The organism is Bifidobacterium sp. M0399 (assembly GCF_016100595.1).
Classification (GTDB): Bacteria; Actinomycetota; Actinomycetes; order Actinomycetales; family Bifidobacteriaceae; genus Bombiscardovia; species Bombiscardovia polysaccharolytica.
In genome coordinates this window covers 58,919-74,272 of the sequence record NZ_JACFSD010000003.1, presented here as the reverse complement: position 1 = coordinate 74,272, position 15,354 = coordinate 58,919, and the positions used below count along the sequence as shown (strand labels likewise).

The window sequence follows — 15,354 nt, the reverse complement described above, 5'->3', positions numbered from 1 at the left end:
TCAGATGAATCTGCCGGACTCTGAACAGGTTTTTTCAGCCCTTGACCGCCCCAGCCAGCATGCCTCTGACGAAATAGCGTTGCAGGAAGAGGAAGACGGCCACCGGGACGACCATGGCTATGAAGGCACCGGGGGCCAGAAGGTACCAGGCCGACCCGCGGGAACCGACCATGTCGGACAGGCGGGAGGTCAGCGGGGCTGTCGCCGGGGTGTTCCCAGCGAAGGCCAGCGCCACCAGGAGGTCATTCCAGACCCAGAGGAACTGGAAAATAGCGAAGGATGCTATGGCAGGGACCATGAGGGGCAGAACCACCTTCAGGAAAATCTGCACATGGCTGGCTCCGTCGACCTTGGCCGCCTCGATCAGCTCCTTGGGTATATCCAGCATGAAGTTGTGCAGGAGGAAGATGGCCAGCGGAAGTCCGAACATGGTGTGCGACAGCCACAGGACCCAGAAGGTGTTGTTGAGCCCCCACTTCACATACTGGGAGAGCAAGGGAATCATGGTCACCTGGATGGGGACCACCTGGAGGGCGAAGACGGCAACGAAGAGGATGTTCTTGCCGGGGAACTCGCACCATGCGAAGGCATAGGCCGCCAGGAGCGCCAGGGTGATGGGGATGAGGACACCAGGGATGGTGATGACGAAGGAGTTGACGAAGTAGGCGCCCAGGTTGTAGCCACCACCCAGAACCGACTTGTAGTTGCCCAGGCCGAAATCCTTCCAGTGGGAGGGGCTCAGGCTGGTCCACCAGCCGGAGGTGGATATGGCCATCCTGTTGTCACGGAAACTGGTCACCAGAAGGCCGACTGTGGGGATGGTCCACAAGACGGCAATGATAATGGAGATGGCCGAGCTCCAGGGAGAGGACAGCTTGTTCCTGGTGCGGATCAGCGCCTTTTCATGGCGGGTCAGTTTCCTGCTCATCTCACATCCTGCGACTTTCTCATTTGGTGGACGTTGAACACTATCAGGGGGATGACGACGATGAACATGATCACCGCCAGGGCGGCCCCCAGACCTGTGTTCTGGTACTGGAAGGACTGTGTGTAGAACTCGTTGGCTATCACCGAGGTCCCGTAGTTGCCGGCCGTCATGGTCCTGACCACGTCGAAGGCCTTGAGCCCGGCCATGGCCACGGTGGTCAGAACGACCACTATGGAGGGCCTGATCATGGGGACGGTCACATAGAAGAACTGCTGACGGGCATCGACCCCGTCCAGACGGGCTGCCTCGGTCAAGTCGTCAGGAATGGCCTTGATGGCCGCCGACAGGACGGTCATGGCATACCCGGCCTCAATCCAGATCATGACGAATATGAGGAGGAAGGTGTTCAGCGGTGAGGACATCAGCCACTGCGGGGCCGAGGCCGTCTTGTTGCCGAAGAGGTGGGCCAGACCGGTATAGACGGCGGACAGGAGTCCCACGCGCTGGTCATAGACGAACTTCCAGATGATGGAGGCCCCTACCATGGATATGGCCATGGGCAGGAAGATTAGGGACTTGGCCAGCTTCTCGAACCGGGTCCTGTCCACCAGGACAGCGTAGAGCAGGCCGATGGCCGTAGAGCACAAGGGAACCAGAACAGTCCACAGGATCGTGTTGATCAGAACCTGGACGAACTGAGGCTCGGAGAATATCTTCACGTAATTGGCGAACCCCACCGCCTCGTTGCCGTCACGCCCGTAGAAGGAGTCACGGAAGGTGACGATTGTAGGGTAGAGCAGGCCGAAACAGACCAGGGCCACCGAGGGCAGGAGGAACATGACCGCCACCCCCCAGGAAGGCATCCGCTTGGGCAGGTTGGTCAGGAAGAGGATCAACGCCATGACGCCGACGAAGATGAGGATGGCCAGAAGCATGGCCAGGAGTTTGGACAGGTTGCTATCCGGATGCAGAATGAAATCCATGGTTGTAAGATGCCTTTCTCAGGCCACCCCCTCCACAGCCGGGGCTGGCGAAGGGGGTGTGCACTCTTTACCGTGCGTCGGGGTGGCACAGGGCCTGACTATGACTTATGGAGCTGTGGGCCTTGAAGCGTCCCGAGGGAACACGAACTCACTTGACGTCGCTGGGCCAGGATTCCTCGACTGCGTCGAGCACCTGCTGCTCGGACTTGTTCTGGGCGAAGTAGGCTATCATCTGCTTCCAGAAGGAGCCCGTACCCACCTCGGCAGGCATCATGTCTGAGGCGTCGAAACGGAAGGTGGTTCCCTCGGCAGTCAGAGACTCATAAGCCAGCTTGTCGATGGGCTTGAGATTCTTCTCGTCCAGTCCGGTGTTGGCCGTAATCCAGCCCGTCATGGCCTTGGCGCGTGCATTGGCGTATTCAGGCGATGAGAGGAACTCTTCGAACTTCTGCACCTCGGGCTTGTCGGAGAAGGCGATGGCGAAGTCACCCCCGCCAATCATGCTCTTATGCTGGGCATCCTTGCTGGGCATGGGGAAGGCCCAGACATCCCCGTCCTTGGCGATCTTGATATCGGGGTTGGCTGTCTGGTAGTTGCTTTGATAGAAGAGAGCCATGTGCATGAGGTAGCCCTTGCCATCCACCAAGGGGGTGCCGGCATCCTGCCACGCGGTAGAGGCTATGGACTGGATGTCGCCGAAACCACCGTTGACGTAGGCCGGATCCTTCAGGATCTTGCCGATCTCCTTGAAAGCGGCCAGAATCTTGGGATCGTTGAAGGGGATTGTGTGGTCGACCCACTTGTTGTAGGTGTCGGCATCGGTAAACCGCAAAACGGCATCCTCCAGCCAATCGGTGCCGGGCCAACCGGAGTCGGCTCCGCCCTCCAGACCCACGGACCAGGGCTTGACCGATGTATCCCCCTTGTTGTCATCGGCGATCTTCTTGGTCAGGTCCATCATCTCGTCCCAGGTGGTCGGGACCTTGTAGCCCTTTTCCTTGAAGGCCTTGGGCGAGTACCAGATGAAGGACTTGGCATTGGCATCCACCGGGATGGAGACCAGCTTGCCATCCAGGGTGGAGTAATCCTGCCAATCCTTGGAGTAGTACTTCTTCACATTCGCAGCAGCCTTGGCGGGGACATCCTTGACCTTGCCCGTGGCCACCATGTTCTTGATCATTCCCAGCTGTGGCATGATGGCCACATCCGGAGCGGAACCGGCCTTGACGCGGACTGGGAGCTGTGCGGCCATGTCACGCGAACCTTCGTGTTCCACCTTAGCTCCGGTACAGTTGGCGAATTCGTTGAAAGCCTTGACCGTAGCATCCCCCTCCTGGTCGATCCAGGGGGTGTAGGTGGAGATCTTCTTGCCGCTCAGGTCACCATACTTCTTGTAGGCAGTGCAACTGGCCGAATCGGCTTTCTTCGAACCATCGCCGGAGCCGTTGCCTGAGCCACAGCCGGCCATGCCGAATAAGGTGGCTGAACTAACCACCAGGGCCAGCCCCTTCATTAACGTTGTCCTTCTCATACTTCTCCCACTACGTTGTGTTCGTGAACGTATACAGACAGCTCCTATATTCAGGACCCACCATCTGTATGACAGTTCCTTCAGCGTCTTTGCACATTATTTCCGTACGGGTTCGCGACCCCGGCCGGACGCTTCCATGCGCATCTCTCAGTATAAGTACAAATATAGGTCATTGCAAGCGCTTACTCTGTTCTGTTCATTGGAAACGCACCGGATTACGGTAGGGCGGGAACAGCCGGGAACCTCGCAACCATGAGCGCAATGGCAAGATCAGGTTAAAGAGAAACCCGACGGCAAGGAACCGTCGGGTTGAGAGAGAAGAAGGGATTCAGTTATGAGGCCCAGGGAGGAGCCTCGCCGGTCATCACTTCAACCGGCACGATTTATACAACCATGGCTTTCTGTAAGTCCGGGTAGGATAAGCTCAAAGTTCCCTGTGAATCCTGTGCCCCTGTATGTACCTGGTCTTCCTCCCATAGGTCCGGTCAGGGCCCGGGAAAGGCGGCCAGGAATCCAGAAAGGCACAGTGGGGGGGGGGGGGTCAGCCTTCCTCAGATCCGTTTTCCGCAGTCTTCAATTTGGTCTGCTCGGCCTCGAAGCGTGCCTTCTCCTTAGCCTTGCGCTCGTCCGATTGGGCCTGGAACCGATCCAGCTCCTCCTGCACGGCCTCCTTGGGGATTTTGGCGAAGATGGGGGCGGGTCTGGCGATCAGGGCCCCCTCCTTTACAGGCTCGCTCCTCCAGGGGTGCACATTGACGCCCAGCTGGTAGGTGCCAGTGATGATTGGGTAAGAGAAGCCGGGCTTGTCCAGGTCCTGGACCTCCTCCAGATGGGGCAGGGGGGAGAAGGTCCCCTCACCTCCCATGGTCTCGTAGACCTTCTGGGCCGAGTGCGGCAGGAAGGGGGCCAGAAGGGTGTTGGCGTCGCAGACAGCCTGGGCGGCGGTGTGGAGGACGGTGGCCAGCCGGTCCTGGTCCTCCTTGATTTTCCATGGTTCCTGTGCCGATAGGTACTTGTTGATATCGCTGACCAGGGCCATAGCCTCACCCAGAGCGGCCTTCTGCCGCTGGCGCTCGATCAGGGATCCCACAGTGTCGAAGGCCGACCGGGACTCCTCCAGGAGAGTCCGGTCCTCTTCAGTCAGCCAACCTTCTTCAATGTGAGGGATCTGACCGAAATCCTTGTTGAGCAGGTTGGCAACGCGATTGACCAGGTTGCCCCAGGAGGCGGCCAGCTCCTCGTTGTTGTGCCGGACGAACTCCGCCCAGGTGAAGTCCGAGTCCGAAGTCTCCGGCCCGGCAATGGAAATGTAGTAGCGAACTGCATCGACCGGGTAACGTGCCAGGATGTCCTTGACGTAGATGACGATGCCTCGGGAGGAGCTGAACTTCTTGCCCTCCATGGTCATGAACTCGCTGGCCACCACCTGCTCAGGCAGGTTGAGCTCGCCGTAGGGCCCCGGCTCTCCTCCCTTGGATCCCTTGCCGTTGTAAGCCAGAATCTCCGATGGCCAGATCTGCGAGTGGAAAGTGATGTTGTCCTTGCCCATGAAGTAGTAGCCCAGGGCCTTGGGATCATTCCACCACTTGCGCCATGCCTCAGGGTCGCCCTGGCGGCGGGCCCATTCGATGGATGCCGACAGGTAGCCGATGACGGCGTCGAACCAGACGTAGAGTTTCTTGTTGGGGTCGTCGACCCACCCGTCCACAGGCACGGGAATGCCCCAGTCGATGTCGCGGGTGATGGCCCGTGGCTTGACCTCCTTGAAGAGCCCCAGGGAGAAGTTGAGTACGTTGCTGCGCCAGCCCTTGCGGGTCTTCAACCAGGCCAGATTGGCCTCGGCCAGGGCGGGAAGATCCAAGAAGAAGTGCTTGGACTCCTCAAACCGGGGCGTCTCCCCATTGATCTTGGACACAGGGTTGATCAGCTCGTCCGGATCCAGCTCGTTGCCGCAGTTGTCGCACTGGTCGCCGCGAGCGCCATCGGCACCACAGATGGGGCAGGTCCCCTCAATATAGCGGTCCGGCAGGGTTCGTCCGGTGGAAGGCGAGATAGCCACCTTCTGTTGACCCTCATAGATGTAGCCATTGGCCCGGCACTGACGGAAAAGCTCCTGCACCACCTTCTCGTGATTGCCGGTCGTGGTCCTGGTGAAGAGGTCATAGCTGAGTCCCAGATCGCACAGGTCCTTGACGATGACCCGGTTGTAGCGATCGGCAATCTCTTGGGGACCTACCCCTTCGGCATCAGCCTCCACCAGGATGGGAGTGCCGTGCTCGTCGGTCCCCGAAACCATAAGGACATCATTGCCCTTCATGCGTTCGTAGCGTGCATAGACATCCGAAGGGACGCCGAACCCAGCGACGTGGCCGATGTGACGGGGCCCATTTGCATAGGGCCAGGCGACGGAAACAAGGATATGGCTCATACCAGCAAGATTATCGGCTTAGGCCTACAATCCCCCGCCTCATCCACAAGACTGCCGGCTGTCAAGCAGATTATCCACAAGTTCACAAATTTAGGCCTCCTTCAGGCAAGCCCGGATACGGCACTTTACAGTCGAACCATGAATCGAGAACACGTCCTCGGGGGAGCGACGTGGGCGCCTGCCACTACCCTTGGCGCCAGCCGCACCCTTAGAGCTACAACCAAGCCGCCAGGCCGGGCACCGCTCGTCGACACCGCTCAGCAGTGTTTCGGGCCACGATACGGAACAGGCCCAACGCGCACCCGTGGCCGTCCGCCTACGACCGAATTCGGAACCCCGGTTCCTGAGCCCAAACCGCTGCCCAGTCTGATTCAGATCGGAGATCTGCCAGGTCCACTCAGCCTCAGCCTGCTGGTGAACGAGGGAATCGTGACCTGCCTGGACCGATCCTGTTGCTACCTGAACGAACAGGCGGAGGGACTCTACGGTCGCGCCTCGATCGTCATGTCCATGGTCCCTTACGGTGCAGCAGCATGCGGCGGACTGGCGCTCTGGGTATGGATCAACGGCCATTTCCCCGATGCTCTGGACATCATCTCCAACTCCCACTTCCGCACGCCGGTTTACGGCAGGCCCCTTCGCCCCCATCAGCGACAGCTGGATGCCCGTTATCTGATGAAGCTTGGGCGGCTCTGGGTGACTTCGCCGCTCTGGACGGCCTGTGATTTGGCCTGTGAGCCCACGGGCCAATGCAACGGTGAGGACATCATGGCGGTTCTCCATGAGCTCATGGAGCGGTATCATGTCAGCTGCGGATCCTGCGAGGCGCTTCTGTCCTCCAACCCCCGATGGCCTGGCCACGCTCAAGGACTGGATACCATAAGACGGCTCAAGGCGATCCTATGAATAAGGCGATGAGGGACGGCCGACGTAGTCATGGCCATCATCGGCACCAGGATCGGATCAGACACCGTCGTGAATCCTCCGCTACTGAACGCATGACCCGGCTCATGACTGCCATCAGCAGCCGGTCGCACCCCTCAACGGAAGACGATTGGAGTCAAGACGAACCCAATAGCCTCGAACCAATGGCCGAGGGGCGGGCCCCACCGCCAGAGCCTCCCTTGGTGCCAACGGCACTGATGGCCACAGATCCCGAGACCGACCCGAGCATCCTCTGGACCATCGCCCGAGAAGAGCCCCGGCTGCGCCGGTGGCTGGTGGCCAATCCCGCCGCTTCGCCGGCATTGCTGGAGACCGTCTCACAGCTGGGTGGGCCCGGTGTGCGCAGGGCGCTCGAAGTGCTACTGGATGAAGAGGACGGGAATCAGTCCTCCTTATCCTCTTCAACGGCCAAGGCATAGATCCGCTTGCGATTAGGCAGGCTGCCATCGGCCAAGGGATGCTCGGCAGCCACCCGGGCGATAGCCTCCTTGAGCCGTAGGCCCTCGGATCTGGCCAGTTCGCGTGCCAGGTCTGCCAACTGCCGATCATCCATGGCCTCAGGGTCGTTGCGCCTGGCCTCCAAAGCAGAAGCACCAGCCACGACCAGGACCATCTCCCCCCTGGGGGGATCCTCCTGGAGGGAGCGCACAATGTCGCCGACGGTACCCCGCCGGATCTGCTCATGCTCCTTGGTCAGCTCCCTGCAGAGGGCCATGAGCCGGTCGGAGCCGAAGACCTCCTGAAGGTCCTGCATAGCCTGATCAATGCGGTGGGGTGTCTCGTAGAAGACCATGGTCCGCTCCTCGCTGCGCAGAGTGCGCAGATGCCGCAACCGCTCCTGATGTCGGCGGGGAAGAAACCCTTCGTAACAGAAGCGGTCAGTCGGCAGACCGGAGAGAGCCAGAGCGTCCAGCACAGCACTGGGGCCGGGAGCGCAGGTGACCGGTATGCCTCGTTCGATGGCCCGCTTTACGATGGCCATGCCCGGATCGTTGATGGTGGGCATACCCGCATCCGAGACCACCAGCACGCAGGCTCCGTCACGAACCTGATCCAAAATGGGATCGGCCATCCGTCGCTCATTATGATCGTGATAGGCCATAACCCTGCCGCCTACACGCACGCCCAATCGGTTGGCTAAGTCGTAGAGCCGCCGCGTGTCTTCCGCAGCAACCAGGTCCGCCGACTGCAGGAGCTCCACCAAACGTTTCGAGGCATCGGCGACATTGCCAATAGGCGTGGCCGCCAACACTACCGTTCCACGTGAAACACTAGGTGGAATCGGCTTCTCATGACTTTCTCTGCCCTGCATATGTCCATCGCTCCGGCCATTCGTGCTGCTCATGCCTTTAGTATGGCCTAATCTAGGGGTGATGACATCTTTGGCAGGGCTTTCTTCGCAGCATCGCTCCTCCAGACACGGCAGGCACGCCGCCCACCGGTCCGGTCGCCCTGTCATGCTGTCTATCTTCAGCTCGCCCATGGGTCAGCACACCAAGGGTCGGGTCAACCGGATCCACAGGCCCTCCCATCGGCAGAGCGGCTGGTTGGCCTGCATACTCATGGCTCTTTTAGGCGGGCTCTTGCGGTTTGTGCGGCTGGGCAGCCCCCGGGCCATCGTCTTCGACGAGACATATTACGTCAAAGACGCCTGGACCATGCTGATGACCGGCGAGCCACGCAACTGGCCCAAAAAAGCCGGCCCGCTGAACCTACCCATCGACCAGATCTTCGCCCAGGGGCAGACAAGCGACTGGTTGCCCCAGGCCGAATACGTGGTTCACCCGCCAGTAGGCAAGTGGTGCATCGCCCTGGGTCTCAAACTGTTCGGCGGAGCAGGCAATCCCTTCGCCTGGCGAGTGGCCACCGCTCTGGCCGGCACCGTCGCCATCCTGCTGCTCTGCCGTGTAGCTTTGCGCCTCTTCCACAACCTGCCCATCGCCCTGACGGCCGGCTTCCTCATGGCCATTGACGGTCTGGGCATCGTCATGAGCCGTACCGGCCTGCTGGACAACTTCGTCATGATCTTCGTTCTGGGAGCCTGGCTGTGTCTGATGGGCCATCGGGACTGGGCCAGGGCCAGACTACGACAATCCTGGGCCAAGGACCGGGCTGATTTCCGTCTGCACTACCGGGTGAAGGTCATTCAGTCACAGGGACAGCCAGGGCAGAAAAGCCGTGTCGAACTGCCCGTGGCCACCACCGGCCCCTTCATCGCCTGGTCCTGGTGGCGGACCGGAGCCGCCCTGCTACTGGGCCTAGCCACGGGGACCAAGTGGTCGGGCGCCTACTTCTTCGCTGTCTTCGCCCTGATCTCGGTGCTCTGGGATGGCTGGGAGCGTCATCAAGCAGGGTATGGATCCTGGCTGCAGAGCGCCGTGTTCAGGGACGGGCTGCCAGCGGCCTTGCTTATGATCCCCATCTGGGCGGGCACCTATTTGGCCTCTTGGACGGGATGGTTCCTGCACGACGATTCCTTCATGCACAATTGGGCGGCCCAGCACCCTGGCCAAGGCCTGACCTGGCTGCCGGAAGGGCTGCGGTCCCTGGCTGAATACCACCGGCAGATGTGGCGCTTCCACACCACCCTGCATACCCGCCACCCATACATGGCCAACCCCCTGACTTGGCCCTTGCAGGTCAGGCCCACCAGTTTCTACTGGCAGAAGCTCACGGGCTTCCCCGGCCTGTGCGGACTGGCCAAGGACTCTCCCTGCGTAGCCGCAGTCACATCCTTGGGCAATCCTCTGACCTGGTGGCTGGGCAGCATCTGCATGATCCTAGCCATCGTCATCGCCGTCGTGATCAAGCACGGAGATTGGCGGATCTGGGGGGTCCTGGCAGGCATGCTGGCCGGCTGGCTACCCTGGATCCAATACATGAACCGGACCACCTTCACTTTCTATTCCATCGTCATCCTGCCTTGGATGATCCTGGCCATCTGCTACGTGGTCAACTGGCTGCGGCAGAACTCGGACATCGTCCTCTACCGGCAGACCATGATCATGGGCCTGACCCTGCTGGGCCTGACCTCAGTCTTCTTCTACCCGCTGTGGACCGCCATGCCCATCCCCTATGACTTCTGGCGCATGCACATGTGGCTGTCCAGCTGGATCTAAGACAAAGAAGGCGGTCGGACAGCGATGCCCAACCGCCTTGCAGTAACCTTTGTTTGCCTTTGTATGCCGTCTTGCTCAGACTGCGCGATCACGGATGATTTGCGCGTAACGCAGACCGGAATCCTTCCAGATCCGCTCCTGGGTGTCATAGTCGACCCTGATCAGCCCAAAGCGCTTGGTGTAGCCCAGGGCCCACTCAAAGTTGTCCAGCAGGGACCAGGCAAAGTAGCCGGTCACCCGAGACCCGGCCTGAATGGCCTTGGCCACAGCCTTGACATGCTCTTCCAGATAGGCCACCCGCTTGGGGTCGTGGACGATCTTCCCGCCGGGCGCGTCCGGATCCTGACTGACCTGGTCATCCCAGGCGGAGCCGTTCTCGGTCACCATGAGTTCCATGTCGGGGAAACGTCGGCCCATCTCCACCAGCACATCGGTCAGACCCTGGGGTTCCTGATTCCAGCCCATTCCCGTCAGCTCTCCCTGCGGGGCCTGCCCCTCCACGCTATCCTGGGCCGGCATGGCGTTGGCATGGCGATCGACCAGCTTGCCCTCGGGACCGACCGAGGCATCGGCGGATTCACCATCAGCCCTCCTGGCCTTTACATATGTGGTGGCATAGTAGTTCAGTCCTAGAACGTCAAGGGGCTGGTGGATGGTTTCCAGGTCACCGTCCTGCACGAAGCGCCAGTCGGTGTCCCCCCTCGCCGCCTGACTGACGCCTTCCGGATAAGCCCCCTCCAGCATGGGGGCCAGGAAGACCTCGTTGGCGAAGAGGTCGGCCCTCTTCTTGGCGGCGAGGTCCTCCGGGCTGTCCGAGGCCGCCCGGGTCACCTGAAGGTTGAGGGTGACCGAGAGTCGGGCATCCTGCCCAACCTGGGCCCTGATGGCCTGGCAGGCCAGTCCATGGGCCAGGTTCAGATGGTGGACGGCGGCCAAGGCCTGGTCGTAGTCTTTGATCCCGGGGGCATGGGCCCCGTTCCCATAACCCAGGTAAGCCGCGCACCAAGGCTCGTTCAGGGTGGTCCAGGTGTCCACCCGATCGCCGAAGGAAGCGGCCAGGGCGGAGGCGTAGTCGCCAAAACGGAGAGCTGTGTCCCTGCTGGGCCAACCTCCGGCATCCTGTAGGTACTGGGGAAGGTCCCAGTGGTATAGGGTGACGACGGGCCTGATTCCATTGTCACGCAGCATATCAAGGACCTTCAGGTAGTGGTCCAGCCCGGCTTGGTTCACCGGACCACCGGCTGTAGGAAAAATACGGGACCAGGATATGGACATGCGGTAGGCGCCGACACCCATCTGCTTCATCAGGGCTATGTCTTCCGGGTAGCGGTGATACTGATCGCAGGCCACATCACCGTTGGATCCGTCGACGACTACGCCCGGTCGGGCGCAATATGTGTCCCAGATGGAATCCGTCCTGCCGTCCTCATGTGCCGCCCCTTCCACCTGGAAGGCGGCCGTGGCCGTTCCCCAAGTGAAATCGGACGGGAAGATGAACTTGCTCTCTTGGCCCATGCCAATCCTCTCTTTCGTTTCTTTCATATCCATAGCGCTTTACCCGCTTGCAATCATTTCCTGTCCTTCGGCCGACGGATACCCTTGGCGGCCGCCGTCCCACTGCAGACGCCGTCTGAACGAAGCTGCCGTTCCTAAGCCGTCTGCCCCCCACCCGTGATAAGGCCGTAGGAAGCCAGGCATTCTTCAGAATCCGGGTCGATGTCACTGGGGTCCATGAACCCATGCCACTTCTCCTGGGGGAAGAGCTCGTCGGAGAAGGCGAGCCACTCGGCCACCAGGTCGGCTGACCCGTCCGCCAGCCAGCGGTATTGCAGGCCATCCATGGCCGACATGCACAGCATCCACATGTGGTGGAAACGGTCCAGGTCGTACCCTCTGGGCAGGCACCAGTTCAGTGACTTGATGGTCTGCCAGAACTTCTGGTTGCGGCCTATGAAATAGCGGTGAGCTGGATGCGAAGGGCTGAGAGCCTCACCGTTCAGGATGGAGAAGAGCTTGACCATCTCCGGCCGGCGAGCATTGAAAATAACGTTGTTGGCGCAGAATCGGGGGAAGAAGAGGAGGCTGTGTCCGTCCGCATCCGTCCCCGTACAGGTCTTGTAGATGAATTCGTCGGCTTCAGGGGAGTCATAGGCCTGCTCCATGACCATGCTGAACAGGTCGTTCTTGGAGTTGATGTAATGGTAGAGAGCGGCCTCTGTGATGCCTACCTGATCGGCCACGTCCTGCAGGGACATCCCCCAAAAGCCTTTGACGGCAATCACCTTGACGGCAGCCTTCACAATCTGGTCCCTGCGTTCATCGGCAGTCATCCGCTTGCGCCGGGTGAAGGCCTTGCCGGTAAACACCTGACGAGCACGAGGGTTCTCCGAGAAAGTGGATCCGACCGTTGGGCCGGATCCGGTGACCCTCTTGCCGGCCCGGTACTGGTTCCAATCCTCTAAGCCGGTCATGAACCTCCTTTACACAGGCACCTTGCGGGCGGGGACCCCGTCCCTGCGGTTGCAGCCCGCCCTCGTGGGTCCCCATCATAACTGCAAGCGCCTCCAACATTCCCGACCCTTGGGGTTCCGAACTGTTAGTCGCCACATGATTTCAACCATTAAAGGAAATCCACACACGCTTATCTATAGGTTTATTAATGAATGCTATCATTTTAGTCAAACGATAATACAAACGCGGGTCGCCAGCCTAGCGGTCCTTCCCGGAGTGGGGTACGATTCCGGCAGCTATTCCAATCGAACGCTGTTGCCTTCAGGATATCGTGACCCCTGGTACAGACCGGAAGGGCTGCCTACGGCCTGCCCAACCGGCCCAAACCCAAGGGGCTGAGCCAAGGTTGCATCGAAGATAGGGAGAACATGCAATACGGTCATTTTGACGACGCAGCCAGGGAGTATGTCATCGACACACCCGCCACCCCGTTGCCCTGGATCAACTATTTGGGCAACCAGGACTTCTTCTCCCTCATCTCCAACACAGGCGGCGGTTATTCTTTTTATAAAGACGCCAAGCTCCAGAGGATAACCCGCTACCGCTACAACGGGGTACCTGCCGACAACGGCAGCCGTAGCTACTATCTGAGCCTCATGAATCGGGACGACCCAGAGTCCGCCCCCCTAGCCACCTGGTCGCCCACCTTCCTGCCCTCCAGGACCCCCCTTGACCGGTACAGCTGCCGCCAGGGAACCGGATATACCATTTTCGAATCCTCCTACAAGGGGATCGACACAGTCATGACTACCTTCGTTCCCGTGGATGCCGATGCCGAAATCAACCGTCTGAGAATCAGGAACACCACCGACTCTCCCGTCCTCCTGGATGTGACCGGCTGCGTGGAGTGGTGCCTGTGGAACGCCGTGGACGACTCCAGCAACTTCCAGCGCAACCTGTCTACAGGCGAAGTGGAGGTCGAGCAGGGATCGGAAGCCACCCTTCTCTACCACAAGACCGAGTACAAGGAACGCCGGAACCATTACGCCTTCTTCGGCGTCAACCGACATACCTGCGGGTTCGACACCAGCAGAGACGAATTCCTGGGTCGGTTCAACGGCTGGGACACTCCCCAGGCCATCACCGAAGGCAGAGCCCACAACTCTGTTGCGCACGGCTGGTTCCCCATAGCCGCCAACAGGGTCAGGCTATCCCTGGACCCCGGCCAGGAGGAGAGCCTGGTATTCATCCTGGGCTATGTCCAATTGCCCAAGGAAGACAAGTGGGAGGACCCGGATGACCCTGCCAAGGTGGGAATCATCAACAAGAAACCCGCACACGCCCTCTTCGACCGATTCAGAAGGGACGACCAGGTCGACCAGGCTTTCGCCGACCTCAAGGCCTATTGGGCCGACCTTCTGGGGCGGTTCACCGTGGACAGCGGCGATCCTCGCCTGGACCGGATGGTCAACATCTGGCATCAGTACCAGTGCATGGTCACCTTCAACCTTTCGCGTTCGGCCTCCTATTTCGAGTCGGGCACGGGGAGGGGGATGGGCTTCCGCGACTCCAACCAGGATCTTCTGGGCTTCGTCCACCTGATCCCCGGCCGCGCCCGTCAGCGCATCATCGACATCGCCTCAACCCAGCTGGAGGATGGGTCGGCCTGGCACCAGTACCAACCACTGACCAAGAGAGGGAACGCCGACATTGGCGGCGGCTTCAACGATGACCCTCTCTGGCTGGTGGCCGGTACCTACGCCTACCTGGCCGAGACCGGGGATTCCTCCATCCTGGAGGAGCCCGTCCCCTTCAATAATGTGGAAGGGACCGAAGAGCCCCTCCTGGAGCACCTCCGCAGATCGGTCGGGTTCACAATGAACCACCTGGGTCCGCATAAGCTCCCCCTGATCGGACGGGCCGATTGGAATGACTGCCTTGACCTCAACTGCTTCTCCGATACGCCGGGAGAGAGTTTCCAGACTGTCGAGAACAATGACACAGGCGTGGCTGAGTCGGTCCTGATCGGGGGTATGTTCGTCCTCTACGCCGGCCACTACGCCGACATCCTGGACCATTACGGGACGGATTGCGGGATGGGCAGGGAGGCTGTGGCCCAGGAGACTGCCACGGTCCGCCAGGCCATCGAGAAGATGACCCATGCCGTGGAGGGGGCCGGCTGGGACGGCCGGTGGTTCCTCAGAGCCTACGATGCTTACTCCCGTCCTGTCGGTTCCCACACTGACACCGAGGGGCAGATCTACATCGAACCCCAGGGGATGTGCGTGATGGCCGGTATTGGTCTTGGTGACGGCAAGGCCCGACAGGCTTTGACCTCGGTCAAGGAGAGGCTGACCTCCTCCTGGGGTACCGCCATCCTGGCCCCCGCCTATTCCACCTACCGTATCGAACTGGGCGAAATCTCCTCCTATCCCAAGGGTTACAAAGAGAATGGCGGCATCTTCTGCCACGTCAACCCCTGGATCTCCATAGCCAACGCCATGGTCGGCGATGACGAGGAGGCCTTTGCGGTCTACAAGCGTACCTGCCCGGCCTATCTGGAGGAGAAGTCTGACATCCGCAAGGTGGAGCCCTACGTCTACTGCCAGATGATGGCCGGTCCTGAGTCCCCCACCCCCGGCGAGGGAAAGAACTCATGGCTGACAGGCACGGCCGCCTGGTCCTTCGTGGATGTCTCCCAGTACCTGCTGGGGGTCAGGCCCACCTTGGACGGGCTGGCTATCGAACCCCACCTGCCCACCGAATTCAACGAATTGACCATCGGCAGGACCTGGAGGGGGGTCACCTATCGGATTTCCATGAAACGGACTGGAAGGCGTTCGGTCAGCTTGGACGGCCAGGAACTGAGTGGCGGGATAGTACCACCCCAGACCAGCGAAAATCCCGTAGACGTGACCGTGACCTTCTGAAGGACCGCCGAACCACCTGGTGAATTACAATGAATCACG

Annotated in this window: 11 protein-coding genes; 4 read left to right on the top strand and 7 right to left on the bottom strand. The window is 60.4% G+C overall.

Features of this window, described 5'->3' with window-relative positions:
- Nucleotides 1-34: 34 nt before the first annotated feature.
- From H3V09_RS07245 to metG, 4 genes are all read right to left on the bottom strand, one after another.
- Nucleotides 35-928 (bottom strand): carbohydrate ABC transporter permease, encoded by an 894-nt coding sequence (locus H3V09_RS07245; protein ID WP_046322293.1) that lies wholly within the window; start codon nt 926-928, stop codon nt 35-37.
- Nucleotides 925-1,911: a carbohydrate ABC transporter permease gene (locus H3V09_RS07240; protein ID WP_110424766.1), complete on the bottom strand. Its 987-nt coding sequence runs from the start codon at nt 1,909-1,911 to the stop codon at nt 925-927. Before H3V09_RS07240 ends, H3V09_RS07245 begins: the two co-directional genes overlap by 4 nt.
- Nucleotides 1,912-2,059: 148 nt before the next feature.
- Nucleotides 2,060-3,424 carry an ABC transporter substrate-binding protein gene (locus H3V09_RS07235; RefSeq protein ID WP_052733235.1) on the bottom strand — a complete coding sequence of 455 codons (1,365 nt, stop codon included), beginning with the start codon at nt 3,422-3,424 and terminating at the stop codon, nt 2,060-2,062.
- A gap of 559 nt (nt 3,425-3,983) precedes the next feature.
- The gene (gene metG / locus H3V09_RS07230; protein WP_198191587.1) at nt 3,984-5,870 is read right to left on the bottom strand and encodes a methionine--tRNA ligase; all 1,887 of its coding nucleotides are present in this window, start codon (nt 5,868-5,870) and stop codon (nt 3,984-3,986) included.
- 429 nt (nt 5,871-6,299) lie between these two features.
- On the opposite strand from metG, the gene H3V09_RS07225 reads away from it, so the two are divergent.
- Nucleotides 6,300-6,776 carry a hypothetical protein gene (locus H3V09_RS07225; RefSeq protein WP_052733234.1) on the top strand — a complete coding sequence of 159 codons (477 nt, stop codon included), beginning with the start codon at nt 6,300-6,302 and terminating at the stop codon, nt 6,774-6,776.
- Nucleotides 6,773-7,234: a variant leucine-rich repeat-containing protein gene (locus tag H3V09_RS09025; protein ID WP_232342074.1), complete on the top strand. Its 462-nt coding sequence runs from the start codon at nt 6,773-6,775 to the stop codon at nt 7,232-7,234. The genes H3V09_RS07225 and H3V09_RS09025 overlap by 4 nt, the downstream gene beginning before the upstream one ends.
- On the opposite strand, the gene rsmI is transcribed toward H3V09_RS09025, so the two are convergent.
- A complete protein-coding gene (gene rsmI / locus H3V09_RS07215) occupies nt 7,198-8,127 on the bottom strand; it encodes a 16S rRNA (cytidine(1402)-2'-O)-methyltransferase (protein WP_232339541.1) in 930 nt (309 codons plus the stop codon). The two genes, H3V09_RS09025 and rsmI, sit on opposite strands and share 37 nt — an antisense overlap.
- 250 nt (nt 8,128-8,377) lie before the next feature.
- Between rsmI and H3V09_RS07210 the strand changes: the two genes are divergently transcribed.
- Nucleotides 8,378-9,934, top strand: a complete 1,557-nt coding sequence (locus tag H3V09_RS07210; protein ID WP_232339542.1) for a dolichyl-phosphate-mannose--protein mannosyltransferase — start codon at nt 8,378-8,380, stop codon at nt 9,932-9,934.
- Between the two features lie 75 nt (nt 9,935-10,009).
- Here H3V09_RS07210 and H3V09_RS07205 read toward each other — a convergent pair whose 3' ends face one another.
- The gene (locus tag H3V09_RS07205) at nt 10,010-11,476 is read right to left on the bottom strand and encodes a glycoside hydrolase family 1 protein (RefSeq protein ID WP_232339517.1); all 1,467 of its coding nucleotides are present in this window, start codon (nt 11,474-11,476) and stop codon (nt 10,010-10,012) included.
- Nucleotides 11,477-11,583: 107 nt separating this feature from the next.
- On the bottom strand, nt 11,584-12,405 hold the full coding sequence (locus H3V09_RS07200; protein ID WP_198191589.1) for a TetR/AcrR family transcriptional regulator: 822 nt from the start codon (nt 12,403-12,405) through the stop codon (nt 11,584-11,586).
- Nucleotides 12,406-12,813: 408 nt separating this feature from the next.
- Between H3V09_RS07200 and H3V09_RS07195 the strand changes: the two genes are divergently transcribed.
- On the top strand, nt 12,814-15,315 hold the full coding sequence (locus H3V09_RS07195; RefSeq protein ID WP_198191590.1) for a GH36-type glycosyl hydrolase domain-containing protein: 2,502 nt from the start codon (nt 12,814-12,816) through the stop codon (nt 15,313-15,315).
- Nucleotides 15,316-15,354 lie beyond the last annotated feature (39 nt).